At 66.2% G+C, this 24,530-nt stretch carries 22 protein-coding genes; 12 read left to right on the forward strand and 10 right to left on the reverse strand.

What is annotated here, in order from left to right; translation table 11 throughout:
• Positions 1 to 5: 5 nt before the first annotated feature.
• On the reverse strand, positions 6 to 1,064 hold the full coding sequence (locus ACFVJ3_RS05745) for an alcohol dehydrogenase (protein ID WP_378451152.1): 1,059 nt from the start codon (positions 1,062 to 1,064) through the stop codon (positions 6 to 8).
• Positions 1,065 to 1,287: 223 nt separating this feature from the next.
• On the opposite strand from ACFVJ3_RS05745, the gene ACFVJ3_RS05750 reads away from it, so the two are divergent.
• The 5 genes from ACFVJ3_RS05750 (at position 1,288) to ACFVJ3_RS05770 (ending at position 6,753) form a co-directional block, all read left to right on the forward strand.
• Positions 1,288 to 2,223 (forward strand): alpha/beta hydrolase, encoded by a 936-nt coding sequence (locus tag ACFVJ3_RS05750; protein WP_378451153.1) that lies wholly within the window; start codon positions 1,288 to 1,290, stop codon positions 2,221 to 2,223.
• Positions 2,224 to 2,287: 64 nt separating this feature from the next.
• A complete protein-coding gene (locus ACFVJ3_RS05755) occupies positions 2,288 to 3,907 on the forward strand; it encodes a flavin-containing monooxygenase (protein ID WP_378451154.1) in 1,620 nt (539 codons plus the stop codon).
• A gap of 31 nt (positions 3,908 to 3,938) precedes the next feature.
• Positions 3,939 to 5,315: an NAD-dependent succinate-semialdehyde dehydrogenase gene (locus tag ACFVJ3_RS05760; RefSeq protein ID WP_378451155.1), complete on the forward strand. Its 1,377-nt coding sequence runs from the start codon at positions 3,939 to 3,941 to the stop codon at positions 5,313 to 5,315.
• A gap of 122 nt (positions 5,316 to 5,437) precedes the next feature.
• Positions 5,438 to 5,851: a carboxymuconolactone decarboxylase family protein gene (locus ACFVJ3_RS05765; RefSeq protein ID WP_378451156.1), complete on the forward strand. Its 414-nt coding sequence runs from the start codon at positions 5,438 to 5,440 to the stop codon at positions 5,849 to 5,851.
• A gap of 122 nt (positions 5,852 to 5,973) precedes the next feature.
• Positions 5,974 to 6,753: an NAD(P)-binding domain-containing protein gene (locus ACFVJ3_RS05770; RefSeq protein ID WP_378451157.1), complete on the forward strand. Its 780-nt coding sequence runs from the start codon at positions 5,974 to 5,976 to the stop codon at positions 6,751 to 6,753.
• Here ACFVJ3_RS05770 and ACFVJ3_RS05775 read toward each other — a convergent pair.
• Positions 6,750 to 7,994: a CaiB/BaiF CoA transferase family protein gene (locus tag ACFVJ3_RS05775; protein WP_378451158.1), complete on the reverse strand. Its 1,245-nt coding sequence runs from the start codon at positions 7,992 to 7,994 to the stop codon at positions 6,750 to 6,752. The two genes, ACFVJ3_RS05770 and ACFVJ3_RS05775, sit on opposite strands and share 4 nt — an antisense overlap.
• Positions 7,995 to 8,100: 106 nt before the next feature.
• Here ACFVJ3_RS05775 and ACFVJ3_RS05780 point away from each other — a divergent pair, with 106 nt between their 5' ends.
• The gene (locus ACFVJ3_RS05780; RefSeq protein ID WP_378451159.1) at positions 8,101 to 9,015 is read left to right on the forward strand and encodes a LysR substrate-binding domain-containing protein; all 915 of its coding nucleotides are present in this window, start codon (positions 8,101 to 8,103) and stop codon (positions 9,013 to 9,015) included.
• A gap of 13 nt (positions 9,016 to 9,028) precedes the next feature.
• On the opposite strand, the gene ACFVJ3_RS05785 is transcribed toward ACFVJ3_RS05780, so the two are convergent.
• From ACFVJ3_RS05785 to ACFVJ3_RS05800, 4 genes are all read right to left on the reverse strand, one after another.
• Positions 9,029 to 10,402 carry a HupE/UreJ family protein gene (locus tag ACFVJ3_RS05785; RefSeq protein WP_378451160.1) on the reverse strand — a complete coding sequence of 458 codons (1,374 nt, stop codon included), beginning with the start codon at positions 10,400 to 10,402 and terminating at the stop codon, positions 9,029 to 9,031.
• On the reverse strand, positions 10,399 to 11,523 hold the full coding sequence (locus ACFVJ3_RS05790; protein ID WP_378451161.1) for a DUF3500 domain-containing protein: 1,125 nt from the start codon (positions 11,521 to 11,523) through the stop codon (positions 10,399 to 10,401). The genes ACFVJ3_RS05785 and ACFVJ3_RS05790 overlap by 4 nt, the downstream gene beginning before the upstream one ends.
• Before the next feature lie 464 nt (positions 11,524 to 11,987).
• On the reverse strand, positions 11,988 to 12,779 hold the full coding sequence (locus ACFVJ3_RS05795; RefSeq protein WP_378451162.1) for an HpcH/HpaI aldolase/citrate lyase family protein: 792 nt from the start codon (positions 12,777 to 12,779) through the stop codon (positions 11,988 to 11,990).
• Positions 12,779 to 14,050, reverse strand: coding sequence for a CaiB/BaiF CoA transferase family protein (locus tag ACFVJ3_RS05800; protein WP_378451163.1), 1,272 nt, complete (start codon positions 14,048 to 14,050; stop codon positions 12,779 to 12,781). The genes ACFVJ3_RS05795 and ACFVJ3_RS05800 overlap by 1 nt, the downstream gene beginning before the upstream one ends.
• Positions 14,051 to 14,264: 214 nt before the next feature.
• Between ACFVJ3_RS05800 and ACFVJ3_RS05805 the strand changes: the two genes are divergently transcribed.
• Positions 14,265 to 15,185: a LysR family transcriptional regulator gene (locus ACFVJ3_RS05805; protein ID WP_378451164.1), complete on the forward strand. Its 921-nt coding sequence runs from the start codon at positions 14,265 to 14,267 to the stop codon at positions 15,183 to 15,185.
• Positions 15,186 to 15,191: 6 nt separating this feature from the next.
• On the opposite strand, the gene ACFVJ3_RS05810 is transcribed toward ACFVJ3_RS05805, so the two are convergent.
• The 3 genes from ACFVJ3_RS05810 to ACFVJ3_RS05820 all read right to left on the reverse strand — a co-directional run bounded on the left by ACFVJ3_RS05810 (position 15,192) and on the right by ACFVJ3_RS05820 (position 18,796).
• Positions 15,192 to 16,037 (reverse strand): HpcH/HpaI aldolase/citrate lyase family protein, encoded by an 846-nt coding sequence (locus ACFVJ3_RS05810; RefSeq protein ID WP_378451165.1) that lies wholly within the window; start codon positions 16,035 to 16,037, stop codon positions 15,192 to 15,194.
• A gap of 37 nt (positions 16,038 to 16,074) precedes the next feature.
• Complete coding sequence (locus ACFVJ3_RS05815) at positions 16,075 to 17,193, reverse strand: PrpF domain-containing protein (protein ID WP_378451166.1); 1,119 nt, start codon at positions 17,191 to 17,193, stop codon at positions 16,075 to 16,077.
• 208 nt (positions 17,194 to 17,401) lie between these two features.
• Positions 17,402 to 18,796, reverse strand: a complete 1,395-nt coding sequence (locus ACFVJ3_RS05820) for an SLC13 family permease (RefSeq protein WP_378451167.1) — start codon at positions 18,794 to 18,796, stop codon at positions 17,402 to 17,404.
• Positions 18,797 to 19,219: 423 nt separating this feature from the next.
• On the opposite strand from ACFVJ3_RS05820, the gene ACFVJ3_RS05825 reads away from it, so the two are divergent.
• The 5 genes from ACFVJ3_RS05825 (at position 19,220) to ACFVJ3_RS05845 (ending at position 23,985) form a co-directional block, all read left to right on the forward strand.
• Positions 19,220 to 20,140 carry a LysR family transcriptional regulator gene (locus tag ACFVJ3_RS05825; protein WP_378451168.1) on the forward strand — a complete coding sequence of 307 codons (921 nt, stop codon included), beginning with the start codon at positions 19,220 to 19,222 and terminating at the stop codon, positions 20,138 to 20,140.
• Positions 20,141 to 20,435: 295 nt separating this feature from the next.
• Positions 20,436 to 21,611 carry a cytochrome P450 gene (locus ACFVJ3_RS05830; RefSeq protein WP_378451169.1) on the forward strand — a complete coding sequence of 392 codons (1,176 nt, stop codon included), beginning with the start codon at positions 20,436 to 20,438 and terminating at the stop codon, positions 21,609 to 21,611.
• Positions 21,608 to 21,802: a ferredoxin gene (locus tag ACFVJ3_RS05835; RefSeq protein WP_378451170.1), complete on the forward strand. Its 195-nt coding sequence runs from the start codon at positions 21,608 to 21,610 to the stop codon at positions 21,800 to 21,802. Before ACFVJ3_RS05830 ends, ACFVJ3_RS05835 begins: the two co-directional genes overlap by 4 nt.
• Entirely contained in the window at positions 21,799 to 22,932 is a 1,134-nt protein-coding gene (locus ACFVJ3_RS05840; RefSeq protein ID WP_378451171.1) for an NAD(P)/FAD-dependent oxidoreductase, read from the forward strand. The genes ACFVJ3_RS05835 and ACFVJ3_RS05840 overlap by 4 nt, the downstream gene beginning before the upstream one ends.
• Before the next feature lie 39 nt (positions 22,933 to 22,971).
• Complete coding sequence (locus ACFVJ3_RS05845) at positions 22,972 to 23,985, forward strand: LysR family transcriptional regulator (protein ID WP_378451172.1); 1,014 nt, start codon at positions 22,972 to 22,974, stop codon at positions 23,983 to 23,985.
• Here ACFVJ3_RS05845 and ACFVJ3_RS05850 read toward each other — a convergent pair.
• Positions 23,895 to 24,482, reverse strand: coding sequence for a TetR/AcrR family transcriptional regulator (locus tag ACFVJ3_RS05850; RefSeq protein ID WP_268788845.1), 588 nt, complete (start codon positions 24,480 to 24,482; stop codon positions 23,895 to 23,897). The two genes, ACFVJ3_RS05845 and ACFVJ3_RS05850, sit on opposite strands and share 91 nt — an antisense overlap.
• Positions 24,483 to 24,530: the final 48 nt, after the last annotated feature.

The following is a 24,530-nucleotide window of genomic DNA, read 5'->3' on the forward strand; positions in this document are numbered from 1 at the left end:
CAGTGTCAAGCAGTCAAGACGATGCGTCCAGCAACGCCCCCGGCGGTGAGGTCGTCCAGGGCGCGGGATACCTCGGACGCGGACAGCGCCCGTTCGACGACCGGGATGTTGGGCAGCTTTCCGCTTCGCGCGATCCGCACCAGGTCCTGCAGCTGCGAGAGAGTCCCTACGAAGCTGCCTTCGATATGGATCATGCGCAGGGCCAGCAGTGCGGTTGGGATGGTCACTTCGCCGCCGAAGAGCCCGACCTGGACCATGTGCCCCGCCTTGGTCAGGAGCTCGAAAGCCGACGTGGCCGTGACGCCGTTGTTGACGAAGTCGACGACGGCGCTGGCAGGTCCCCCGGCCGCGCGTCGGATGTCTTTGGCCCCACTGCCGGGCCCGGAAAGGACCGTACTCGACGCGCCCATGTCCCGGGCCAGGGAGAGATTTCCCTCGGCGACATCGACCGCGCAGATGTTGCGGTGACCCCGGGCACGGAGCAATGCGACGGCCGTGAGGCCCAGACCTCCCGCGCCGAAGAGGACGACCGGCTCGTCCGGTTCGAGGGGGAGTATCTTGTCCACGGCGCTGTAGGCGGTGAGGCCCGAGCAGGCCAGGGTGGCAGCCCAACTCGGGTCGATGCCGTCGATGTCGACGAGGTACTTCTCGTCGGGCACGAGGATGTATTCGGCGTAGCCGCCGTGGCAGGCCACGCCCAGGTTTCTTCCTGCAGCACAACGGTTGTCGTTGCCTTCGCGGCAGTGGCGGCACTCGCCGCAGCCGATCCACGGGTAGATCAGCCGCGCGTCGCCCGGACGAACGGATTCGACGTCTTCACCCACCTGTTCGACGATGCCGACGACCTCGTGGCCGAGCACCATCGGGTACTCGATACCGCGGTCCTTCATGCTCATCAACCCGCGGCTGCCCAGATCGTAGCCGCCCGCCCGCAGATGGGTATCGGTGTGGCAAACACCGGCCCGCGTGACCTTCAAAAGGACCTTCCGGCCCTCTGGCCTCGGGGTCGGAATTTCCAAATCATGGATCGTGGGGTCGTCGGGGTGGACGGCGAATGCATGCATCAAGAGTCCCTCTTTCAGGGTGTGGCTGTCGGGTGTCCCCTCATCATGTGCAGAAATTCGAGGCGCAATGTGTTTCACATCGGAACACAGGTGAGTCGGAACATGCTCCTACGTTTGATTCAGGAGCCGTGGCGGCCATCACATCGGGACGGCCGCGGCAGGTAGGACACAGAACACGGACGAGGCATAACCCACCTGGTCCGAAACCGAATCAAAGGCAACCATGACCACCAACATCTCCGAACAGCTCAGCGTCACTTCCGCCGATGCCGAGGGCCGGGACGTGCTGCGCGACCTCTACGTCGATTGGTCCCAGATCATGGCGGCGACGCCGGACCTGACCATGCGGCTGTTCCGTTCCATGTTCGACGAGTGGCACCAGCCGACCGTCGAGCCGGAGGGCGTGACGTACCGCGAGGACACCGTCGGCGGCGTCCCCGGCATCTGGTGCCTGCCGGAGGGAGCGGACACGTCGAAGGTGCTTCTGTACACGCACGGCGGCGGATTCGCCGTCGGCTCGGCGTCCAGCCACCGCAAGCTCGCGGCCCACGTCGCCAAGGCGGTCGGCGCCGTCAGCTTCGTGCTGGACTACCGCCGGGCCCCCGAGTTTCAGCACCCTGCCCAGGTAGAGGACGGTGTGGCCGCTTTCGATGCACTCGTCGCATCCGGCATCGCCCCGCGCGACATCACCACTATCGGTGATTCCGCCGGCGGCAACCTCGCCATCGCCATCGCCATGGCCCTCCGGGAACAGGGCAAGCAGGGCCCCGGCGGGGTCATCGCCTTCTCCCCGTGGCTCGACATGGAGAACAAGGGCGAAACCCTCCTCACCAACAACGACACCGACGCCCTGATCACCCCGGAACTGCTCGAAGGCATGATCGCCGGCGTCCTCGGGGGCGCCGTCGACCCGAAGACCCCGCTGGCGAACCCGCTGCACGCCGACTTCACCGGTTTCCCGCGGCTGTACATCACGGCCGGCAGCGTGGAATCGCTCCTCGACAACGCCACCCGAGTGGAGGAGCGCGCCAAGGAAGCAGGTGTGGATGTCACCCTGTCCATCGGGGAAGGCCAGCAGCACGTCTACCCGTTCCTCGCCGGCCGCTCCGCCCTCGTCGCCGAGGAGTTCGAGAAGCTCGCCACCTGGTATCGCGCGTAACACCCAGGGCCCCTATATCTTTCACCGCCTTCTTTCCCGCATCAGAACGACACAGGAGTTCGCCATGCCTACACAGATCACTCCCCAGATCGTCGACGCCGTCGTCATCGGCGCCGGTTTCGGCGGCATCTACGCCGTCCACAAGCTGCACAACGAACTCGGCCTGACCACAGTGGGTTTCGACAAGGCAGACGGTCCCGGTGGCACCTGGTACTGGAACCGCTACCCGGGTGCCCTCTCCGACACCGAGAGCCACGTCTATCGGTTCTCCTTCGACGAGGACTTGCTGCAGGACGGCACTTGGAAACACACGTACATCACCCAGCCCGAGATCCTCGAATACCTCGAGGGCGTCGTCGACCGTTTCGACCTGCGCCGCCACTTCCGCTTCGGCACCGAGGTCACCTCCGCCGTCTACCTCGATGACGAGGCCCTGTGGGAGGTCACCACCGACACCGGCGCCGTGTACCGGGCCACCTACGTCGTCAACGCCGTCGGACTGCTTTCCGCCATCAACCTCCCGAACCTGCCCGGTCTGGACACCTTCGAAGGCGAAACCATCCACACCGCCGCCTGGCCCGAGGGCAAGGACCTCGCCGGCCGCCGTGTGGGCGTGATCGGCACCGGCTCCACCGGCCAGCAGGTCATCACCGCCCTCGCACCGGAGGTCGAACACCTGACCGTGTTCGTCCGCACCCCCCAGTACTCCGTCCCGGTCGGCAAACGCCCCGTGACGACCGAGCAGATCGACGCCGTCAAGGCCGACTACGACCGGATCTGGACACAGGTCAAGGATTCCTCCGTGGCCTTCGGCTTCGAGGAGTCCACCGTGCCGGCGATGAGCGTCACCGAGCAGGAACGCCACCGCGTCTACGAGGAGGCATGGCAGCACGGCGGCGGCTTCCGCTTCATGTTCGCCACCTTCGGCGACATCGCCACCGACGAGGAAGCCAACGAGACCGCAGCATCGTTCATCCGCTCCAAGACCGCCGAGGTCATCGAGGACCCGGAAACCGCCCGCAAACTGACCCCGACCGGCCTGTTCGCCCGCCGCCCCCTGTGCGATGACGGTTACCACCAGGTCTTCAACCGGCCCAACGTCGAAGCCGTCGCCATCAAGGAAAACCCCATCCGCGAGGTCACCGCCAACGGCGTGATCACCGAGGACGGCGTCCTGCACGAACTGGACGTGCTCGTGTTCGCCACCGGATTCGACGCCGTCGACGGCAACTACCGCCGCATGCAGATCCGCGGCCGCAGCGGCCTGAACATCAACGACCACTGGAACGGACAGCCCACCAGCTACCTGGGCATCACCACCGCGAACTTCCCCAACTGGTTCATGGTGCTCGGCCCCAACGGCCCGTTCACCAACCTGCCGCCGAGCATCGAGACCCAGGTCGAGTGGATCAGCGACACCATCGACCACGCCGAACGCACCGGGCTCCGCGCGATCGAGCCCACACCCGAGGCCGAGACCGAATGGACCGACACCTGCACCGAAATCGCCAACATGACGGTGTTCACCAAGGTCGACTCGTGGATCTTCGGCGCCAACATCCCCGGCAAGAAACCCAGCGTCCTCTTCTACCTCGGCGGCCTGGGCAACTACCGCGCCGTCCTCGCCGACGTCACCGCCAACGGATACCGCGGCTTCGAGTCGGCCGACACGATCGCGGCCTGACACCCTTCACCACCACACAGGAGAACCACCCATGGGTGTGTACACCACCATCGACCCGGTCACCGGGGACCAGAACGCGCAGTACCCGGAGATCTCGGATGCGGAACTGGACGATCTCATCGGACGCAGCACGGCGGCATACCGCTCCTGGCGCACCACACCGCTGGAGCAGCGCCGCGTCGTCCTCACGCGCGCCGCCGAGATCCACCGTGAACAGGCCGACGAGCTGGCCAAGCTCCTCACCTTGGAAATGGGCAAGCCCATCGCGCAGGCCAAGGGCGAGGTGGAGCTGGTCGCCTCGATCTACCAGTACTACGCCGACCATGTGGAGGAGTACACGGCGGACGAGCCCCTCGACATCACCGGGTCCGGCACGGCCGTCGTCCGCACCGAGCCGATCGGCCCGCTCGTAGGGGTCATGCCGTGGAACTACCCCTACTACCAGGTGGCACGCTTCGCCGCCCCGAACATCGCCCTGGGCAACACGATCATCCTCAAGCACGCGCGGAACTGCCCGCAGTCCGCCCTCGCCATCGAACGGGTCCTCGCCGAGGCCGGTTTGCCCGCGGGCGTGTACCTCAACGCCCTCATCTCCTCTGTGCAGGTCGCGAATACCGTTGCGGATCCACGTGTCCAGGGTGTTTCGCTGACCGGATCCGAGAAGGCTGGGTCCGCTGTCGGCGAGGTCGCCGGCCGACACATGAAGAAGTGCGTGCTGGAACTCGGTGGCTCGGACCCGTTCATCGTGCTCGACGACGCCGATGTCGACGCCGCGGCGGCCGCCGCCGTCGTCGGCCGGCTCGGTAACGGCGGGCAGGCCTGCACCGCGTCGAAGCGGTTCCTCGTCGATGAACACGTGTACGACGAGTTCGTGCGGAAACTCGTCGACGGGATGACCGGCTGGCAGCCCGGTGACCCGACCAGCCCCGAGACGAAGCTCGGACCGCTGGCTTCGAACTCGGGAGCCGAGGAACTGGACGAGCTTGTCCAGGACGCGATCTCACACGGTGCCGACGCCCTGCTGGGCGGCATCCGGCCAGACGGGGCCGGGGCCTACTACCCGCCCACCGTCCTGACAGGCGTCACGCGTGAGATGCGCGCGTTCAGCGAGGAGTTGTTCGGTCCGGTGGCCGTCGTCCACCGCGTCGGGTCGATGGACGAGGCCATCGGCCTGGCCAACGACTCCCCGTTCGGCCTCTCGTCCAGCGTGTTCACCTCGGACCCGGAAAAGGCCGACCGCGTGGCCCAGGAACTCGAGACCGGCATGGTGTGGATCAACAGCACCAGCAAGAGCTCGCCGGACCTGCCGTTCGGCGGCGTCAAGGGCTCCGGCGTCGGCCGCGAGCTGGCCCGGTACGGTTTCAACGAGTTCTCCAACAAGAAATTGGTGCGAAACCCAAAGGGATAGCGATAGTTACATCATCCGCCAGCCACCGACCGGCGCCCACGTGCACCACGCCTCGGTGAAACCAGCCAAGGCGTGGTGCACGGTGAATATTCTTTCTCCGACAAGCTGATGAGGAATACCCCATGGCCACAGATCGCTACCAGCGCGGCCTCGACCGCATGATGGAGCTCGTCTCCCCCGAGCACTCCAACACCTTCGACCACGTCAAGCTCGTGGAGTCCTACAAGCGTCTGGACGCGGACCTGTCCGACTACATCGTCTCCTTCGCCTTCGGAGACATCTACTCCCGAATTGGCCTGAGCCAGCAGGAGCAGACGCTCGTGACCATCTCCACACTGGTCGCCCTGGGCACCGAACCCCAGTTGAAGTTGCATATCAACACCGGCTTCAACGTGGGCCTGACCAAGGAGAAGATCGTCGGTGCCCTGATTCACTGCATCCCGTACATCGGGTTTCCGCGCGTGCTCAACGGCCTGACGCTCGTCAAGGCGGTCATGGCAGAGCGGGGTCTTGCACCGGAGTCCCCCACGGACTGAGCCGATTCGCCCCACCGCGGCGCCCTCGTGGCGCCTGCCGATCCCGCCGACAGCTCGATGACTCGCCATGCCGGTCCGGCACTTTCGTTCACACACTTCTCACTCACACTCCAGGAACGTTCATGCACTTGATAATTGGACTCGGACCCATCGGCGGAAACATCGGTGCGCATCTCGCCCAGCTGGGGCAGGATGCGTACGGCTACGACTTCGACACGGAGCGCGTCCGCGAGTGGTCGGAGGAGACCCAGTCGCCGGCCGGCAGCGACCTGGCGGCTCCCGAGTGGCCGTCCGTGGACAGCGTTCACGTCGCGGTGCGGCTGGCGGACCAGGTCTCGTCCGTGTTCGCGGCGCTCCGGGACCACACCGCACGGCCGCTGACCGTCTTCGTCCACACCACGCTGGCGCCGGAAGACGCCCGGAAGATCATGTCCGAGGCCCCGAACAACTGGCGCGTCTTCGAAGCCCCCGTATCGGGCGGCCCCCAGGGTGCACGCCAAGGCTCGATGACCATCTTCCTCGCCGGACCCGACGCCACCCCCGCCGAGGACCGGCTGCTGACCGACATCTCCGGCCGCGTATTCCGCATGGAGTCCTACGGTCAGCCGGCCCTGGTCAAGCTGCTCAACAACGCGCTGGCCACCTACAACCTGGCCGCCACCGCACGGATGCTCAATCTCGCGGGCCAGCTCGGAATGCCCGCCAAGGGCCTTTTCGACGTCATCGGTGTGTCGACCGGCCAGAGCTGGATGAGCGACAACCTCGTCGACGTCCAGTACGACCTGCTGCTCAAGGATGTCGGTCTGCTCCGCGGCGAAATCGGTGCCCTGCCCGCCGGCGGTCTCGACGACGACGTCGAACAGGAAATCCTTCAGGCTCGTGCGCTGCTGACTTCCGACTAGGTTCGGGGAGCGACCTCGTGCAGCCACCCGAGGATGTCACCCCGGTCGGCGTCGATGCCGGGCGGCACGAGGTCGTAACTGGCCGGCGTCGCCGAGAATGTGATCGGGTTGCGGACCCCGGGAAGCGCTTCTTCGCCGTCTCCCACCTCCACGACGGGTTCCAGCCCGAGGCGCTGCGCGAATTCGATTCCGCCGCGGACATCGTTGATCGGGGCACACGGCAACCGTGCCTCGGTGAAGTTGTCGAACCATTCGGAAGCAGGCTTGGCGGCCAACAATTCCTGCAGGATGGGGCGCAGTGCCGAACGGTTGTGGCTACGGTCGGGTGGTGTCGCAAACCTGGGGTCCGCAGCCAGCTCGGGCGCACCGATGACATCGCACAGAGTCCGGAACTGCCTATCGTTTCCGATGGCGAGGACGATGTCGCCGTCCGCGGTGGGCAGCGGCTCGTAGGGGTAGATGCTGGGATGCTCATTGCCCATGCGGGTCGGCACATTTCCGCTGAGCAGGAACCCGGCGGTCTGATTGACCATGCCTGACAGCGCCGAGGACATGAGGTTCACCTCGATGCGCTGGCCCCGGCCACTCCGGCCGCGCTCGTGCAGCGCGGAGAGGACGCCGATGGCGGCATGGAGTCCGGTGATGACGTCGAAGACCGCGACGCCGGAGCGGTAGGCGGGGAGATCCGGATCTCCGGTGAGGCTCATCAGTCCGGACATCGCCTGGACGAGCAGGTCGTATCCGGGCAGCGCTGCTCCTCCGGCCGAGCCGAATCCGGTAATGGACGCATACACGACAGCGGGATTGCGTTCCCTGATGGACGCATACTCCAGGCCGAAGCGGTCCAGTCCGCCCGGCTTGAAGTTCTCGACGACGACGTCGGCGCTCTCTGCAATGCCGCGGGCCGTCTCGAGATCGGCGGGGTCGCCGAAGTCCAACGCGATCGACCTCTTGTTCCGGTTGATCGACAGGTAATACGTGGACTGGCCGTCGAAGACCGGCGGTTTCCACGCACGTGTTTCATCACCGGACGGGCTCTCGACCTTGATGACGGTGGCGCCCATGTCTGCGAGAAGCATGGTGCAGTAGGGCCCGGCAAGGACCCTACTGAAATCGGCGACAACGATTCCGGCCAACGGACCGCTTGCGTTGCGGCCGAAGGCATCCTGGTGCTGTCGTCCCGGTTGCCGATCTTCGGTGGCCTCCGGGGCGATGGCGGTGTCGTTGCTCTGCAGTGTCATGAGGCTTCTTCCGTGTGGGAAATCCCCTCAACCATCCCACCGCCATTACTTCGCGTCCAATACTTACTGGTGGCCGAACTATTTCAATTCGTGAAATAATCTTGAGATGGACTTCCAACAACTGCGGGTGTTCCTCGCCGTGGCCGAGGAACTACATTTCGGGCGGGCCGCCGAGCGGCTCCACCTCGCGCAGCCGCCGGTCAGCCGGATAGTGCGACAACTCGAGCGCGACCTCGGAACCGACCTCTTCATCCGGAGCACACGCAGCGTCCGGCTGACCGCGGCAGGAACAGCGCTGGTGGCACCCGCCCAGGAGTTGCTCGCCGCCGAGAAACGGGCCCGCGCCACCGCGCTGGCCGCCGATCAGGGGGAGGCAGGGACTGTCACGTTCGCCTATGCCGGTGCCTCGACCCACGTACTCGTGGGAGTGCTCGCCCGGGAGGTCAGGAAGGCCCACCCGGGGATTGAATTACGGCTCCACAGCCAGGATTTCGCACTCCCGGCCCTTGCCCGAGTTCTCCGGGGCGAGGTCGACGTCAGCCTCGGCCGGTGGGATTTCGTGCCCGCCGGTGTCCAGTCCCGCATCATTGTCGAGGAACACCTCGTCGTGGCCGTCCCGGCATCCCACCCGCTCGCCTCGAGAAGGGAGGTGCACGTGGCGGAACTTGCCGGAGAGCCGTTCGTGGCCCTGCCTCCGCACGAGGGCTCGGTCCTGGGTGACCGGCTGCGCAGACTGAGCCTGGGGGCAGGGTTCGATCCCGACATCGTGCAGAGGGCACCCGATTCGTGGACCGCCATGGCGCTGGTGGGTGCCGAAGTCGGATGCTCCCTGACGGTATCGTCCGTGGCTGAGAACGTGACGGACCCGCATGTGCACTTCCTGCGGGTGCTCGACGAGACCCTGCCGATCCATCTGCGCATGGCGTGGCGCCCGACCTCCGACAACCCGGCCCTGCCCCCGGTCCTCACGCTTGCGGAACGCGTCTGGCCCGGCCGTCCCGACGCAGCCCCGCACACGTAGAACAGCCGCCCGGTCACACTCTCGACGACGCGCGGGGCACCGGCGACATCGCTGCCATTGGTCGGCCACCCGAGCGCCGTGCCATGGCGACGGACGCAGCGGCAATCCACAGTGCAGCAACGATATACGGGGACACGTCGGCCAGGCTGTCCGCGACGCTGGCGACGAGGTTGGGAAAACCAATCCGATCGAACACCCATCCGACTGCTGCTGCCGCGGCCAGCACGGCCGCGGATACCCGAACGGGATGGTAGGTGCGGGTCCGCGCGAGCACGATGAGCGGCGGCAGTACGACAGCAACGACGGCGAGTTGCATGAGTTCGATGCCGATGTTGAAACCCAGCAGGCTCACTGCGAGTTGCCCGCCGGTGAGATCCAGCTCGGTGAGCGTCGCGGAGAACGCGAGACCGTGGACGAGACCGAAGATCCCCGCTATCAACGCCCCGCGGCCGGCAAAGATCGGCACTATCGCGTGAACGGCAGCGACGAGAATGCTGATCGCAATGAGCACCTCGACGGGCTGCTGCGGAACCGGAAAGCCGATCGTGCCCAATGCGAGAGTGACCGAGTGGCCGACGGTGAAAGCCAGCGTGATCGCAGCTATCTTCCGCACCGCCACCACGGGCCGCGCTGGACCACCCCACCGCCGGGCGGCGACGAGCAACGGAGCGGGTAGCAACAACGTGAGCAGGAACAGCTGGTGATCAGTTCCCTCCCGGATGTGCGTGATGCCGAGCGAGACCATACTGACGAATCCCTGCCAGGCGCTTCCGTCGTCGAGGTGTACTGTCAGTGGCGTGATGTCGCCGGTGACGGAGTCCACTCCGACGGTGCCGATCTCTCGCCCGGAATCTATTGTTCCCGTGGACCAGTCGGATCGAACGGTGACCAGGACGACATGGGTGACCACGCGATGGATCACTGCGTCGTAGCCGAGATCGAACGAGCGTTCATCGGCTCCGGCGGGTGGAACCAGATGCGCCGTCGTCGTGAGCGTGTCATAGATTCCGGTACCGAGGTCCTCCGCTGAGCCGACGGTGAATTCGTCGAACGTGACCGCCCACGGCCGGCCGTCCAGCGCGGTCGGCACGAAATGGTCCTCGAGATAGTCCACTAGTTCGCTCGAATGCGCGTCGACCTCGGCCTGGCCGGCGGATCCGAGGTCGATCCCGCTTGCCGCCTCCAGGTCGCTCAGTGGAATCGTCAGTGCGGCATCGATTTCCCCGGAACGAACATCGAGCTCGATGGTGGTGGTCGGTAGAACGTGAGCGTGTGCGGTGCCACCCACCAGCCACACTCCGATCGAAGAGAGCACCACCAACAACCCCGCGGCCGACTTGCGCAGTCGAGGGGGAGTTGACCGGCGCATCTCGAGCGGGGCGATCACTCCTGCGTTCCGCCGTAATCCGTCGTCCGATCACGCCACACCGAGTGCGGGTGATTACCGGACAGCACGATGCCGTGCTGCATCGAGAACTCGATCCAGACCGACGGTCCGTCGATCCGCACGTAGTCGTTCTGCTCTGTCACACCGGTGCTACCCGAGTACGAGACGTAGGTCTGGTCCAGCTCGCTTTCGTACTTCGCCAGGATGGTGGCCGCGTCCGCGTCGTCGATGTCGTCGACGTAGGTGGCGATCGCGGCCATGACCAGTTGCTTCTGTTCCGGTGTGAACGTCGAGACCTGCACGCCTTCCTTGGTGGTCGGGAATGCCCAGTCGTTACCGGGTTTGAGGACCAGATCGCTGTACACGGAATCGAGCTTCGCTGTGGCCAGCTCCTCGGTGGACATTCCCGCGAGCATCGCCGCGAACGAAGACTGCTCGTTGGCGAGAGGGGAATTGGACGTGCCGTTCTGCTCGAAGGTGCCGAACGGTTCGACCCCGCGGAACGACGGGGTCGCACCGACGAGCGCGCCGTCGATGTAGGTGTTGGCGAAGGCCAGATGGTGGCCGCCGAACTGCAATTCCCACGTCCCGGAATCGGACGGGGTGCCGAGGAAGGCGATGTAGTAATTGCCGCGGCCGTAGTCGGTTCCGCCGCCGTTGGCCGCGAGGTAGTCGTCCGCGTTGAGCAGCTGTTGGATCTCGTCGTACCCGTCGCCCGCCGCCGATCCGGTGACGGCCTGCAAGAGGGTGTCGAGCGCGGTGATTTGAGTGTCGTCGAGTTCACTGAGTTGCAGGCCGATCCGCCCCTGACCGCCTCGGAGCAGTGCCTGCGGCAGATTCGACCACTTCTGCGCATTCTCGAGCGAATACTCTTGTTGTAGTGATGCTTTCTGATCGTCGGTCAGCGTCGTCGCGAAAGCCTCGGCGCCGGCGACGACGGTGCCCGCGTCGGCGGTGGCAGCAGTGGATGCGACAGAACTCGAAGCGGAGGTGGCGGTTGGGGTGGTGGTGCTGTCGTTGTCCGTCCCGCACGCCACGATCGAGAGTCCGAGAAGCATCGTCATCGAGGACGCGACGATCAACTTCTTCGGTGAGGTGACACGGGAGTTCTGAGTTCGCATGGGAGGAGCGTAAGAGCGCAGAATCCGGTCAACCCGTGAAGTCGCTGGCACTTTCCTGTGAAGAGCTTTCCTGACGACTATCAGCGCAACACACATGCGACCGACTCTTGGGACGAATCGAGCACAATCGAGAGATCGGCATCGAGACCGCGGGTGACGGCTCGGGCAAGCTTGGCGCCCGGAAGACTGACCAAGACGTGGCCGACGGCGCCGCCTCAGGGACCCCGAGTCTGCAGTCTGATCGCCCGAGGAACTAGCTGTACCCGGCCCAGGACAGTAGTGGCAGGATGTCGGCTTGATGTGAGAATCGCCGCCGGTTGAGGTATGCCTTGCCCAAGGGCCCCTCGGCGGCGACGAGGGGCTTTGATGTCGCGCCGCACCGTCCACAGTATGAGGCCAGGGGTTTCACGGTTCGGATCGTCCTTCTGCCAATTCCGGAGCACGGATCGTGGACGTTCGGTACGTCATGCGTGTGCGGAATCCAGGATTCTCCTTGCCCGCTCCGCGACGGGGAGGTCCACGAATTCGCCTCCGGGCAGTCGCACCGCGGCTCCGCCTGCATTCTCGAATGCGTCGACAACCTTTCGAGCCCAGTCGATTTCGTTCTGTTGCGGACTGAATGTGGTGTGGATGGCCGGTAGCTGAGCGGGATGGATGGCGGACTTGCCGAACAGGCCGAGGGCGCGGCTGTGGGTGGCCTGGCGGAGGAGTCCGTCGGTGTCTTCGATGTGCGGGTAGACGCTGTCGATCGGCGGGGCGATGCCGGCGGCGCGAGCGGCGACGACGAGGTGGGATCGCACGTACTGCATGGGGATGTCTCCGCCGCCTGTGCCGAGGTCTTTCTGCAGGTCGATGCCGCCGAGCGCGATGTGTGTCACTGCGGGGTGGTCGGCGATCGCGTAGGCGTTGGCGACGCCTTTCGCGGTTTCGATGGCGCAGATCAGGGGCTTTCCGGGTGCCCGGTCTGCAACCCAGCGGATGTCGTCGAGTGTCTCGACTTTGGGGATTCGGATGCCGTGCGCCGATGCGGCGACGGCATCGAGGTCGGCTTCGGCGAGTTCGGTGCCTGGGGCGTTGATGCGCACCCACGCGGTGTGGGTGGTGACGGCGGATGCGACGTTCGCCCTGGCGGTGGCCTTGTCGGTCAGCGGGACCGCGTCCTCGAGGTCGAGGATGACAGCGTCCGCGCCCGCATCGAACACCTTTCCGAGGAGTTTTCGGTTGTGGCCGGGGGCGAATAGGTAGCTGCGGTCCATCAGAGGACTCCCTTCTCGGTGAGCCTGGTCAGTCGGTCCGGGTCGATGCCCAGGGTGTCGTGATAGAACTGCTGGTTGTCCTGCCCGAGGCGGCGGCCGGCGAAGTTGATCGAACCGGGTGTTCCGAGCATGCGGATCATGAGGTTCTGCATCTTGATCGGGCCGAGGTCGTCGTCGTCGACGGTGGTGATGCAGTCGCGGGCGAGGACGTGCGGATCGTTCATCAGTTGCGCGACGTCGTAAATCGGTGCCAGTGCGGCGCCGACGCGTTCGAATTCGGCCGTGACCTCGTCGAGCGGTCTGTCTACGATCCATTTCGCGACCGCCTCGTCGAGCAGGTCGCCGTTGCGGCTGCGTTCGCCGGCGGAGTCGAACCAGGGCTGGTCGACGATGTCGGGTCGGCCGACCAGTCGCATGACCCGCGCAGCCACGGAGGTGGCGCTCGCGGAGATGGCGACCCACCGCCCGTCCTTGGTGAGGTAGGTGTTGCGCGGGGCGTTGTTGGGGGATCGGTTGCCGTTGCGGCCGGCGATGGTGCCGAGCTGGTCGTACGCGGTGGGTCCGGGGCCCAGGATCCCGAGCAGCGGTTCGAGCAGAGACAGGTCGATGACCTGCCCCTTTCCGTCGCCAGCCGGGCCGATGCGGTGCAGCAGCGCGGTCACGACGCCGAAGGCGCCGGCGAGTCCGGCGACACCGTCGGCGAGGCCGAAGGGCGGCAGCGTCGGCGGACCGTCCTCGCCACCTGTTTGGTGGGCAAATCCACTCATCGCCTCGGCGAGGGTCCCGAATGCTCGGCGTTCTGCGTAGGGGCCGGATTGACCGAAGCCGGTGACCCGCAGCATGACCAGCCCCGGGTTGAGAGCACGGAGCCGATCCGGGCCCAGTTCCCATTTCTCGAGAACGCCGGGACGGAAGTTCTCCACCAGTACGTCGGCGTCGACGACGAGGTCGCGGAGCATCTGCTGACCGTCGGTGGTGCTGAGATTGAGGGTGATGCATGTCTTGTTCCGTGAGATGACCTTCCACCACAGCCCGTGTCCGTCCTTCCGGGCTCCGTGTGTGCGGGCCGGATCGCCGGTGGGGTGCTCGATCTTGATCACGTCCGCCCCGTAGTCGCCGAGCAGCATGGCGGTGATCGGTGCGGCGTAGACGGTACTGATGTCGAGGACTCGGATGCCGTGCAGCGGACCGGGCGCCGGAGATGAGCCGTCGCCCGTGCTCTCGTCGGCCTGGTCGTCAGGCGAGTGGATGTCGCTCGGGTGTGCAGTCATAGGCTGTCCTCGCGTGTGGGGGAATCGATACGGGGTGCGGCGCTTCGCCGCGGACGAGTGCCGCCCGACAGGTGGGTACCAACAGGTGTCACGGTGCGGTTGGGGAGTGCCGAGCCGCCGCTGCCGCCACTTCAGACTGACACTCGCACGGTTCAACTACAATCACGGGTATGTCGACAGACGTTAACTTTCTCTAAAGTCAGGAGGTGGGTGGGTGCTGGACACGAACAGGATGTTCACGCTGCGCGAGGTCGCCGAGCACGGCTCGATCACCGCGGCGGCGGCGGCGCTCGGGTACACCACTTCGGCTGTCTCCCAACAGATCGCTAAGTTGGAGAAGGAGGCCGGGCAACCGCTTCTCGAGCGGCACGCGCGGGGCATCGTGCTGACCGAGGCCGGGCGGTCGGTGGTCCGGCACACCGAACGCATCCTGATCGAACTCGAGGCTGCCAATGCCGAACTCGCGGAGATCAAGGGACTGCGCGCGGGTCTGCTGGCGATAGGCACCTTCCCCACGGCGGGGTCGTCACTGCTGCCGCTGGTGGTCAAGGAATTCAAGACTCGGCACCCGGGCGTCGAGTTGAAGGTGCTCAGCGGCCGATTCGCGCAACTGGTCGATGCACTTCGCCGCCGGGAGACCGAACTGTCGCTGCTGTGGGACTACGAATGGAACCGCGTCGACGACCCGACGTTGACCTACCACCACCTGATGAACGATCCGACCGTGCTGCTGGTGTCGGAACGGCACCGCCTGGCCGACCGCGACTCGATCCGGATCGCCGAATTGCGCGACGAGTCGTGGGTGGTCCGCGCCGACGATCACCCGGTCGCGCAGACGCTCGAAAAACTCTGTCAGCAAGGCGGTTTCACACCACGCACAAGCGTCTTCGCGCACGACTACGGTGAGGTGCAGGCGATGGTCGCCGTCGAACTCGGGGTAGCCATCGCACCCCGCCTGGCTGTGCTCAACCTCCGGCCCGATGTCCGGTCGATCCCCCTCGCGACTCGCCCACCGCAACGGCGGATCCTGGTCGCGCACCTGACCGAGCGGCGGCTGAGCCCAGCCGCGCAGGAAGGAATCGCGGTGTGCACTGCCGCCGCCCACCAGCTACAGGAGGGATTCGAAACCGGATAGGACCGGTCAACTCCGGCAGATTCCGAACGCGTCGGCGAGGCGGGTGATCGTCTCGGCCCGACCGAGCCGAGGCGGGTCGCTGCCGTCGCGCACAACCCGGCCGCGGGCTGCGAAATCGGCGAGAAACTCCCGCGCCCACGTCACGTCCGAGGGCGTGGGGCTGATCGACTCGTTGATCACTGGCAGTTGTTCGGTGTCCAGACACAGCTTCCCGGTCAAACCGAGGGACACGGACACCGCGGACTGTTTACGCAGCACGGTGTGACTGTTGCTGACGGTGGGACCGTCGATCGGTCCGGGCAGATTGCCGATTCGGCTGGCGACGACCAGCCGGGAGCGGGGGTAGGCCATGGCGAGGTCGTCGGCGCTGGTGCCGGTGTCGCGGCGATAGTCGCCGCTGCCGAAGGCGAGCCGGAACACGCCGCGAGCGCGGGCGATATCACCGGCCCTGTCGATGCCGAGGGCGGATTCGACCAACGCGAGCACCGGGGTGGCTCCGCCGAGTCGGTCGAAGGTTTCGGTGACATGTTCCGCCGCTTCGGTCTTGGCGAGCATCACGCCCGCCAGTCCAGGAAGGCCGGCGAGGCGATCGACGTCATCACTCCAGTACGCCGAGGACCGGTCGTTGATCCGCACCCAGGCCGAGGTGTTCTCGAGCCAGGCGGCAACGTCCTCCCGCGCGGTGGATTTCAGTTGAGGGTCGACGGCGTCCTCGATGTCGAGGACGATCTGGTCCGCGCAGGAGCGTTCGGCCTGGTCGAACAGGTCGGTTCGGGTGCCGTTGACCAGGAGCCAGGATCGGGCGATCCGCGTGTCGATCGGTCTGGGCGCGATCGCGATCTTCTCGGGCATCAGGCGTCCTCACACATCGCGGGGCCGTGCGGAGTCTTCACCGCGCGGAGCCGACCAGTGCCGGAGCCGGCGCCGGGGCGGTGACGAACAGTTCCGCCGATGCGATGCGGCGTGCCGCCCGGCGCAGGGTGACCGATTCGAGTACCCCGTCGGGGGAAACGGAGAGGTCGACGTCGAGTACTCCGGCGGGTGTCCCCACCCGCAGTGATCCCGGCCACCGGACCTGCGTGTTGTCGGTGACGACACCACCGGTCACGGTGGATGCCGCGGCGACGGCGACCGCGGATGTGAGCCCGATCGCCGGGTGCGGGGCGAGCATCGACAGCATCCGGACCGAGATGTCGTAGTCGTCGGCGCTGATGTCGACGCCGGCACTGGTGCGGTAGTCCGCCGGCGGGCCCACGACTCCGACTTTCGGAATCGCATGGGAGATAGGATCTCCCGGCTTGCTCAGTCCCATCCGCAATGATGATTCCTGTCGCAGCCGGAGAAGCAACGGCAGGTGTTCGGCGATCGTCTGGTTGTCCTCCGCGCCGGTCAGCCCGAGGTCGGCGGCGTTGAACAACGCCGCCGGGGCTCCGGCGACGACCATCGTGGCGCGGTAGGTGTGGTCGGCAATCGAGATCTGGTCGGCGGCCGCGCCGGTGGGCAGCAGTGTGGCCGCACCGGCGGCGAGACCGGCGAAGGTGAGCCCCACCGGGACACCCAACGCGCTGGTACCGGGCACGGCCGCGTCGCCCTCGGTGGGGATCATCCCGCCTGGGGTGGCGATCTCGGCGTTCAGGATCGCGCCGGTGTTCTGGTTACGCATCCGCACAGTCGTCGCCCTGGAGTCGACCGGAACGAACCCGGACTGCAATGCGTACAACCCGATCGCCGTGGCGCAGTTCCCGCAGTTGCTGCCCCATTCGACCTGGCGGTCACCGATAGCGACCTGCGCGAACAGGTAGTCGACGTCGATTCCGGGCTCGCTGGAGCGGCGCACGATCGCCGCCTTCGATGTGGTCGAGCTGCCGCCGCCGACACCGTCGAGCTGACGCGGATCACCCGATCCGAATGCCGACGTCAAGATGGCGTTCAGGCCACCGGCCTGGGCAATGAGCGGATCGACGTCGAATGCGTTGAACAGCCAGCACTTGCTGGTGCCTCCCCGCATCCAAGTTCCATGAAGTGTGAACACGGTCCGGCCCACCTTTCGGGTTCGAAGAGTTTGTGAGGCACCGCTGGAGGCTCTGATCGGATGGGGAGCGTGCTTCCCAGCGGTGTCCCACTACCCACCCTGACTGATATCAGGGTGGAGAACAATGGCGAATAAGTCGATGAGGGTTAACTTCAGTTAAACCCTCGCGGGTGCTGTCTGTGCGTCAGACCAGAGTCGGGACGGCCACCAGCAGCAGCCAGCACAGCGCCGGTGCGATCGCGACCACGATGCCCGCGTTGAGGAGCAGCTGGCGGTAGAACCGGGGCCGCTCGATGTTCTGGGCGTTGGCGAGGACGAGTGCGCCGTTGGTCGAGAACGGGGAGACGTCGACGACGGTGGCGGAGATGGCGAGGGCGGCCACGACTCCGACGACCGGAAGTGCGCCGGTTTGCAGCAGTGGAAGCGCGAGCGGGATGACGGCGGTGAGAAGCGCCGTCGACGATGCGAAGGCCGAGGTGACGCCGATGACGTAGCAGAGGACGATAGCGACCAGTAGCGGTGCGCCGATGGTGATCGCCATCGCGGCGAGGTGGTCGATCGTTCCGATCTCCTGCATCAGCGAGATGTAGGTGACCATGCCGGCGACGAGCAGGACCGTGGACCAGCTGATACCGGCGATGGCCTCACTCTGCTTGGACAGGTCGGTGAAGGCGAGGATCGCACCGGCCGCGATGGCGACGAAGCTGATCGGCATATGCAGGACCAGGACCAGCACCAACACTGCGGCGATCAGGACGAGGGTGAGCTTCTGGACCCCGGTGACCGGCTGCACGGCGTGGTCGGTGACGGCCTCGGTGCGCGGTGTCCGGATGAGTACCTGGGTACCACCCGCACCGGACGATCCGCCGGTCGGGGTTCCACCGGGTCCCGCGGTGGGGGTGCGCAGTGCCCTCCCGCCGCCGTCGGAGTCGATGCCGTCGCTCGCGCCGGTGGCGGTGAATTCGAGGTTCCGTACCCGGGCGAGGACTGAGTAGCCGACCACGGTCAGGACCGAGAGCAGCAGGTTGATGCCGTAGCTGGCGAAGAACAGGGTCCAGGGGGCGATCGTCAGGCCGCTCGATTCGACGATGTCGCGGACGAGGACACCCGAGACCGAGATCGGCGAGAACGCTCCGGCGTGCGCGCCGTTGATCGTCATGATGCCCATCACCAGCGGACTCATCCGGGTCCGGGCGGCGAACGACATCGCCGCCGGCGAGATCAATGCGACCGCGGCAGGGCTGAACGTGCCCAGGGCTGTGAGCACCGAGGCACAGAAGAAGAACACCCACGGGACGATCGTCACTCGTCCGCGAACGCCACGTATACAGGCATTGACGAGCAGATCGATGGTCCCGTTCTTCTTCGCCATACCGAAGAAGTAGGTGACGCCGATGATCGTCAGCACGATCGAACTGGGGAACTCGGCGAGGATTTCCTTGTCGTCGTAGCCGAGGAGGAACGCCCCCACGACGAAAGCGCCGATGAACCCCAAAATGCCGATGTTGATGGGGAAGAAGGTGGCTATCACGAACATTGCCACCAGCGCGATCAGTGGCAGTATCTCGATGGAAGTCATGGGCGTACTTTCGGTTCGCTGCGGGGCGGATCGAACGGCGCCTGGTCGGCGGCCGGTCGCGACGGACAAACGTAAATATGGGGCGGAGCCGAGCGATGTGGATCGGGAGCTGTCACTCCCGCCGGCGCAGTGCACGGTGCACGCCGCCGCCCGAGGTGACTGTCGACGGCGTCGGCCGCCCACACCGCACCGGGTTGCAGCACCTCATCGATGCCGACCGACGTGAGCTGCAGTGAGCGCACTGGGCGACCGACAAGGCGATTCCGTGCTGTGATCCCGGGTGGTTGGCGAGAAGCGATCGTCTGCATGTCACATCCTTCGCTTGATCATTACCCAGATCACACTATGAGCGGGTTATGTTTATGACAATGTCGTATTTCTACGGCGGGGTTTAGCAAGATTAAAGGCTTGTTGGAGGTATCGATGCGCAACTCGTTCGATGTGGTGACAATGTTCCTGCTCCTCGACATAGCCGAGGCCGGATCGCTCACCGGCGGCGCCGAACGCGCTAACGTCACGCCGTCCGCCGCGTCGCAGCGCATCGCCAAGCTGGAACAGGAGATCCGGCAGCCGGTATTGACCCGTCTGCCTCGAGGCGTCCGGTTGACGGAGGCCGGTGAAATTCTCGTCACGCGTGCGCGACTGTTCCGTCAGGAGATGCGCGCTGCCCGTGGCGACCTGGAAGCTCTGCTGGGGCTCGAGCGTGGCACCGTCCGACTCGGCTCGTTTCCTACCGTCAGCGCCTCTCTGCTCTCGGACGCGCTGAAGGACTATCACGCCCACTGGCCCGGCATCGACGTGCGCGTCCAATCCGCGGTCCGCCCGCGACTGTTGGAAATGCTTCATTCGAGCGAGGTCGAAATGGCGTTGCTCTGGAGTTACGACTGGACCGAGGAAGCCGAGAAATCCCTGGCCCTCGCGCCGCTGATGGAGGACGAAACGGTTCTGCTCGTCCCGCTCGACGGGCCGCACGCCGACAATGTCGCGGTGGCATCGCTGCGATCGGCGAAGTGGATCATCCGCAACGCCGACCACCCGGCCGCCGAAGTGCTTTACCGTAGCTGCGAGACGGCCGGATTCACCCCGAACGTCGTCTACGAGGCCCACGACTACCAAGAGATCGAAGCGATGGTCGCCGCGGGAGTCGGCATCGCCATGGTTCCGCGTCTGGCCGTCGCACACCATCGCCCCGACGTACACGCGGTGCGATTTCTTCCCACCGACCGAGTGCCGACACGCTCGATCTACATCGCCTCACTCGCCCGCCGGCAGTACACCCCCGGCATGCACGCCGTCTCCCGGGCGCTACACGACGCCGCCGACGCCATCACCGCGCGAAGGTGAGACCGATCGACCCTCATCCGGCCGAGTCCCGGCATGCCCGATAGGGATATCGAGTGCTCGCGCGGCAGACACCCCGCGCGTACCTCCCTCTGTGGCGACCGCCGTAGTAGGGATCGGGCAGACGTGCAGCCCGGAACGGCCCGCCCCCGGCGGAGTCGACACCGGAAATCCAGGAGGGGCACAACGAGTTTCGCTCGGCGGCGGAGAACACTGGACGCTGACATCAATCTCCTGCATGTTCCTATATACATAATATGAGTTAGATTTATGTGAGTGGAGTCACTTCACTGGGTGCATGACCAGCACTCCCGCGAGTTCCGATATCGACCTCTTCGCCGACGACATCCTGACCGACCCCTATCCGACGTACGCCGAACTCCGCGATCTCGGCGCGGTGGTGCATCTGCCCGCCAACGACGTCTATGCCCTGACCCGATACGACGCCATCCGCGACGCTCTGGCCGACCCCGGCACGTTCTCGTCCCGGACGATCGGCTTCAACCCCATGGTCAACGAGGCGCTGCAAGGCACGTCGCTGGCCTCCGACCCGCCGATCCACACCGAATTGCGCGCGACCCTCACCGAGAACCTCTCCCCCCGGGCGCTGCGGGGACTGAGAGACCAGATCCAGATCAAGGCCGATGCGCTGGTCGCGGACCTGGTTGCCCGGGGCTCGTTCGAGGCCATCGACGCGCTGGCCCGCGCTCTTCCGCTCGAGGTCGTCGCGGACCTGATCGGCTTCACCGGCGAGGTGCGCGACAACATGCTGCGATGGGGACGAGCCGCGATGGAGGTCATCGGCCCGATGAACCAGCGGACTGCGGAGAACTTCCCGATCGCCGGCGAACTCTACGGTTGGTGCACCGGGGTCCGGGCCGAGGATCTGGCGCCGGGCTCGGTCGGGCGCGGCATCTTCGATGCCGAGGACCGGGGCGCCATTCCTCCCGGCACCGCCGGCCACATCATCCACCAGTATCTGGGCGCGGGTGTGGACACCACGATCGCCGCGCTCGGCAACATCGTCGCGCTCTTCTCGGCGTTTCCCGACCAATTCGACCTGGTCCGAACGGATTCCGCCCTGGTGCCGGCAGCCTTCAACGAGATACTCCGATTCTGGGCGCCGGTGCATGCCTGGGGGCGCCTCGTCACCCGGGACGTAATCATCGACGGCACCGTGGTGCCGGCCGGGTCCCAGGTGGCGATCCTCTTCGGTGCAGGCAACCGCGACCCGCGCCGTTACGAGAACCCGAACGCCTTTCTAATCGAACGGAACCCGGTCGACCACCTCTCTTTCGGTTACGGCCCGCACGGCTGCGCCGGCCAGGGCCTGGCCCGTTTGGAAGCCCACGCCGTCATCGGGGCGCTGGCCGATCACGCTCAGCGTCTGGTGGCCGCCGAACCGGTTCGGTTGCCCAGCAACATCACCCGCTCCATCGACACACTCGAGATCCTGAAGGTGGTCCCAGCATGAAGATCGTGATCGACCGGCCCCGTTGTGAGGGACACGGACTGTGCGAAGAGATCGCTCCCGACTTGATGCACCTCGACGACGAGGGCGAACTGATCCTCGACGTGGAGGACCTCCCTGAGGGAAGCCCCGAGATCGCGAACGCCGGCGCCGCTGTCCGGGTCTGCCCCGTCGCCGCACTCAAACTCGCATGAAACTCACCGATGCTCCCAGGCGAATTCTGGTCATCGGCAACGGGATCGCCGGCCAGACCGCGTGTGACAGCCTCCGTGCCGCAGGTTTCGACGGCGACCTGACCATCGTGGGGGACGAACCCCGGGCGGCGTACTCGCGGCCCGCGCTCTCCAAGGCGCTCCTGGTCGACGGTGGTGGTTCCCACGAACTGGCACTGCCCACGCACGACGCCGCCGAGGTGCTCGGGGTGGCGGCAGTCGGCCTCGACGTCGAGTCCCGCCGGGTGAGTCTCGACGACGGCTCGGACCTGCCCTACGACGGACTGGTGATCGCCACCGGTTCCAGGGCCCGGCGTCTGGGTGGCGACCACAGCCCGGAGCTGACCCTGCGCACCCTGGACGATGCCCTGGTTCTCCGGGAACGGCTGGCCGCCCGGCCGTCGGTCGCGGTTGTCGGAGCCGGTCCGCTGGGGATGGAGATCGCATCCGCAGCCCTGTCGGCGGGATGCCCGGTGACGCTGGTGGCCGCCGGCCGGCCGATGCTGTCGCATCTGGGGCCTTGCCTGTCCGACGCGTTCACCGCGGCCGCGGTCGCCCGGGGACTCACTGTCGTCGTCGGCTCGGCCGCCGGGATCGACGATGCGCGTGGGGTGGTCCTGCGGGACGGATCACGCGTCGAGGCCGACCTGCTCGTCAGTGCGGTCGGTGACATCCCCAACACGGAGTGGCTGGCCACCAGCGGACTGATGACCGGCGGCCGCCTCGAGGCGGACTCGCGGGGGCGAATCAGGCCCGTCATCGTCGCTGCCGGGGACGTCGCGGCCGTCCCGACGCGGACTGGAGTACGTCGAATTCCGCTGTGGAGCAGCGCCATCGAACAGGCCAAGGTCGCTGCCCTCGCGCTTCTGACCGGCGACGAGGCGCCCGAACTCGACCTCGATCCGTACTTCTGGACCGAGCAGTTCGGGTTGAACCTCAAGGCCGCCGGTCACCTACCGGCTGCCGGTGAACCCGACTTCCTTCTCGGGGACAGCCCACACGGGCCGTCGGTGATGCGCTGGACCCACGACGACGGTCACGGTGTCGCGGTCGCCGTCAACCACCGGATCCCGATCCCGAAACTGCGCCGGATGGCCTCGGCCGGAGCATGACGCCGACGGTTCGGGAGGAGGACGCGTAACTTCGTGTGGATGAACCAACCCGGGGATCATTCGAGTGATCTCGGCCTGGAGCGGCTCGCCTCGGTCAACCTCAACCTGCTGGTGCCGCTGCTGGCACTACTCGAGGAGGGATCTGTCACCCGCGCCGCGGCCCGGGTCGGCATGTCCCAACCCGCGATGAGTCATGCCCTGGGACGGATGCGCCGAATGATCGGTGACGACCTGGTGACGCGGCAGGGCAGCGGCCTGGTGCTCACCCCCCGTGCCTTGGAACTCATCGCGCCACTGCGGGAAGTGCTGCGGCAGACCGCGCAGGTGGTGAATTTCCCGGGCTTCGACCCTGCCCACGACCCTCGTACCATCACGGTGGCTATGACCACCAGCACGGCATTCGTGGTCGGGCCCGGTGTGGCACGACTGATCGCCGAGCGAGCACCGAATGCGACCCTCCGGGTGCGCAACTTCGTCCAGCCTCAGGCAAGCGATTTCACCGACGACGGGGTGGACGTCGTGCTCCTGTCCGAGGCGTTCACGTCGCCGTACCCGCGGGAGCGGCTCTACGAGAACCGTTGGGTGGTGATCGCCCATCCGGACAGCGATCCCGAGGCATCTGCACTGGACCTGCTCACCTCGCTGCCGCACGTCACCTACGACTCCCGGCACCGGGTGGCGCCGTACGCGGCGATGGACGCGCACGGCGTGCAGTACCGGATCGGGCAACTCATCTCCGACCACCTGCTCATCCCGCATCTGGTGGCGACGGCCGGTGGGGTTGCGGTGCATACCCTCCGGGTCGCTGTCGCGATGCGTGAACGGGTGGACCTCCGGATCGAGGAGTTCCCGCTGCCGGTCTCGCCGTTGGGGGTCGACATGGTGTGGAACCCGCGCCTGGCAGATGCGGCGTTCGTCGGCTGGTTACGGGAGATCCTCGTCGACGCGACGACTTTCGACTCTCAGTTGTCCGATGCGAGCAGGTGGCACCAGGAGTCGGTGAGTTCGTCGAGGCAGACCTCGCGGGGGATCCGCCAGCCGACCGAGAAGTAGCGGCGCGAGAGGTACTCGAGCTGGCCGAAGGCGAGCACGCAGCGGACCTGGCGACGGTCCGGCGGGAAGCGCTTCGCCCGGTCCAGCCCCTCGGTCATCTGACCGACCGCGTCCTCGAACCACTGCTCGGTCTTGGCCGCGACGTCCGGCTCGTGTGCGGCCTGGAAGGACGCGGTGAGGTAGGGCTTGATCTCGTCCCATTGCGAGAACTTGCGGTCCAGCCACTCCCGGATCAGGTCGCGTGAGCCGGAGGCGACCACTGCGGTCAGCGTGGGGTCGTCGGCGGTGGTGAGGATCGCGTCGACCTTCGTCAGGAGCGCGCTCATCACCTCGGCCTTGGACGAGAAGTGCAGGTAGAAGGTCGTCCGGGTCGAACCTGCGGCGGTGGCGATGTCGTCGATCGTGGTCGCGGAGTAGCCCTTCCCGCCGAACAGCTCGAGCGCCTTCGCGAGGAAGAGCTCATAGGTCATCTGCTTCTGTGCGGCACGGAGAGACATGGCCGGATTCTATCCGCAGTACAGCCACGAACCTGCCCGCAAAGTCAC

The organism is Rhodococcus sp. NPDC127593 (assembly GCF_042671975.1).
GTDB lineage: Bacteria > Actinomycetota > Actinomycetes > Mycobacteriales > Mycobacteriaceae > Rhodococcus_F.